Source organism: Mesorhizobium sp. M7A.F.Ca.CA.002.04.1.1, from assembly GCF_004022805.1.
Taxonomy (GTDB): domain Bacteria; phylum Pseudomonadota; class Alphaproteobacteria; order Rhizobiales; family Rhizobiaceae; genus Mesorhizobium; species Mesorhizobium ciceri.
In genome coordinates this window covers 1-2,666 of the sequence record NZ_RZPL01000752.1, presented here as the reverse complement: position 1 = coordinate 2,666, position 2,666 = coordinate 1, and the positions used below count along the sequence as shown (strand labels likewise).

Here is a 2,666-nt window from a genome sequence, read left to right as displayed (position 1 = left end):
CCACTGTCCTATCCTATCGCCATGCCGCCGATTCCTGGCCGTGGAGCTATGAGGCAAGGCAAGAGATCTCGCTGGTCAATGGCAGCCTGATCACCGCCATCTCGCTGCGCAACCTGTCGGACGCGCCGATGCCGGCCGGGCTCGGCCTGCATCCCTATTTCCCATCGACACCGTGGACGCATGTCCAGGCGCGGGTGTCCGGCATGTGGGAGACCGACGCGGAAATCCTGCCCACCCGGCACGTCCTGCCGCCTGCAGGCTCCAACCCGACCACGGGCTTCGACGTGTCGGAGACGGACTTCGACACGGTCTTCACCGGATGGTCGCGCCGCGCCCGGATCTCCTGGCCGGAGCATGGACGGCAACTGGACATCGAGGCCGAGGCGCCACTCGATTTCCTTGTCCTCTACACGCCGCCCGGCGAGCCGTTCTTTTGCGCCGAACCGGTCAGCAACATCACCGATGCCTTCAACCGCAGGGCTGACACGGGCATCGAGGCCGGCTGTATCGTACTGGCGCCCGGGCACATGCGGTCCGCAAGCGTTCGCTTCACGCCTTCGCGGGAGATCTGATCGCCAGTCTGAGCCGCATCAACTGCTTTGCCTCGCCGCTTCGCGGATGGTCTGCAACAGGATGGAGAAGGCCGGCGAGGGCGCCGTGTCGGTCCGCATCGTCAGGCCGACCGGTCCCTTGGTTTCCTCGGTGTTGACCGGCAGGGCGACGAAGGCGCCACTGCCGAGTTCATTGGCGACGACACCGGCCGAAATGATCCAAACCGCATCGCTCTGCCGCAGGAAGGCGCGGCCGAAGGAGTCCGAGACGGTTTCGATCTCGGTTGCCGGCGCCGTCATGCCGCTGGTGATGAACAGGCGGTCGACGAAAGGGCGGATGACCGATTCCCGTGTCGGCATCAGCGCCGGGAACTCGTCGAGCCGCGCGAACACGTCCTGTCCGGGCTCAAGCAGCGGATGTCGCGCCCGCACCACGAACAGCACCTGTTCGGAGTAGAGATGCTCGAAGAAGAAGCCGGTCATGTTCTCCGGCGCCGCCAACCGTCCGACGACGAGATCGAGCGCGCCGGTGCGCAACTGTTCGAGCAGCACCGCGTTCTCGCCGGTGACGATCTTGATCGCCGCACCGGTGCTCTCTTTGAGGAACAGGCTCATGGCAAGCGGCATCACCCGCGCCGACACCGTCGGCAGCGCGCCGATGCGGATCGGGTGCCGGTTGACCGCTCCGTCCTGGCGGACGGAATCGACGCCTTGCTTGAGCGCCGTGATCGCCATGGCGGCGTGGCGAAGGAAGATCTCGCCGATGCGCGTCAGTCGGATGCCGCGGCCGTCGCGCTCCACCACCGCAACCCCCAGCGCCTCTTCCAGTTCGCGCAATGTCTTGGTCACGGCCGGCGGGCTGACATGCAGCAAGTCAGCCGCTCGCGCCACGCTCCCCTGCCGCGCAACTTCCAGGAATGCCTGCAGGTGACGGAACCGAATGCGGCTCTCGGACATGGATTCGATAACCCCTGAGTTAATGAAACGCCAAAAAATATCATTTTACCGAACCAAACGCCTTGTGCAATGTGAGGGCGGAGGATCGAAACCGTGCCATTCGTCACCATCGGCGGCATCACGCTGCACCATCGCCACATCAAGGCGACCGGCAATGCGCGCCCAATCATATTCATCAATTCGCTCGGCACCGACTTCCGGATCTGGGACGAAATTGTCTCGACGTTCGATGGTGAAATGCCGCTGCTGGTGTATGACAAGCGCGGCCACGGACTGTCCGACATCGGCGACATCAGGTCGATCGACGATCACGTCGATGACCTCTCGGCGCTCATCGATCATTTCGGCTTGAGCAAGGTCGTGCTGTGCGGCCTGTCGGTCGGCGGCATGATCGCGCAGGGGCTCTATGCCAGGCGGCCTGAAATCGTCGAAGGCCTGATCCTTTGCGATACGGCACACAAGATCGGCACGACAGACAGCTGGAACACACGCATCGCGACCGTCGAAAGCAAGGGCATCCAGGCGATTGCCGATGGCGTGCTCAAAGTGTGGTTCACCCCCGCCTTCCACGCGGCGCGTCAGGCCGAGCTCGACGGTTACTGGAACATGATGACGAGGCAAGCGCTTGCAGGTTACGTAGGGACTTGCGCGGCCGTTCGCGATGCCGATTTCACCGATGCTGCACGCCGCATCGCGGTGCCGACGCTCTGCGTCGCCGGCGACCAGGATGGCTCGACACCTCCCGATCTCGTCCGCTCGCTGGCCGCGCTGATCCCCGGCGCGCGCTTCGAAATCATCCGCGACGCTGGACACATTCCTTGCGTCGAACAGCCTGAAGCGCTCACCGCCCTGATCCGCGGCTTTATCGCGTCGCTTGCCCCTGGAGCAGAAACCCATGGATGAAGTCCCCGGCAACGCAACCAGATATCGCACCGGCCTCGCGGTGCGGCGCTCGGTGCTTGGTGACCGCCATGTCGACCGCGCCGAGGTCGCCGCCACCGATTTCGACCAGCCTTTCCAGGAGTTGATCACCGAGGCCGCCTGGGGAACCGTGTGGGCGCGGCCGGGCTTGACCAGGCGTGAGCGTTCGATCGTCACGCTGGCGCTGCTGGCCGCACTCGGCCATGATGAGGAGGTTGCTATGCATGTGCGCGCCAC

General features: G+C 64.5%; 4 protein-coding genes. 3 read left to right on the top strand and 1 reads right to left on the bottom strand.

The features are described from left to right. Positions 1-572 (top strand): aldose 1-epimerase (locus ENZ75_RS27870; protein ID WP_164888052.1); only part of this gene is annotated, 572 nt, incomplete at its 5' end. An 18-nt stretch (positions 573-590) separates the two neighbouring features. Here ENZ75_RS27870 and pcaQ read toward each other — a convergent pair. Then, positions 591-1,508, bottom strand: coding sequence for a pca operon transcription factor PcaQ (pcaQ, locus tag ENZ75_RS27865; RefSeq protein ID WP_063167580.1), 918 nt, complete (start codon positions 1,506-1,508; stop codon positions 591-593). Between the two features lie 93 nt (positions 1,509-1,601). Here pcaQ and pcaD point away from each other — a divergent pair, with 93 nt between their 5' ends. Both pcaD and ENZ75_RS27855 read left to right on the top strand, forming a co-directional pair. Beyond that, positions 1,602-2,411 carry a 3-oxoadipate enol-lactonase gene (pcaD, locus tag ENZ75_RS27860; RefSeq protein ID WP_063167581.1) on the top strand — a complete coding sequence of 270 codons (810 nt, stop codon included), beginning with the start codon at positions 1,602-1,604 and terminating at the stop codon, positions 2,409-2,411. Beyond that, positions 2,404-2,666 (top strand): carboxymuconolactone decarboxylase family protein (locus tag ENZ75_RS27855; RefSeq protein WP_128278472.1); only part of this gene is annotated, 263 nt, incomplete at its 3' end. The genes pcaD and ENZ75_RS27855, both read left to right, overlap by 8 nt.

Coding starts and splice junctions, on each gene's coding strand:
- pcaQ (WP_063167580.1), bottom strand. CDS start 1,508: ATGTCCGAGAGCCGCATTCGGTTCCGTCACCTGCAGGCATTCCTGGAA.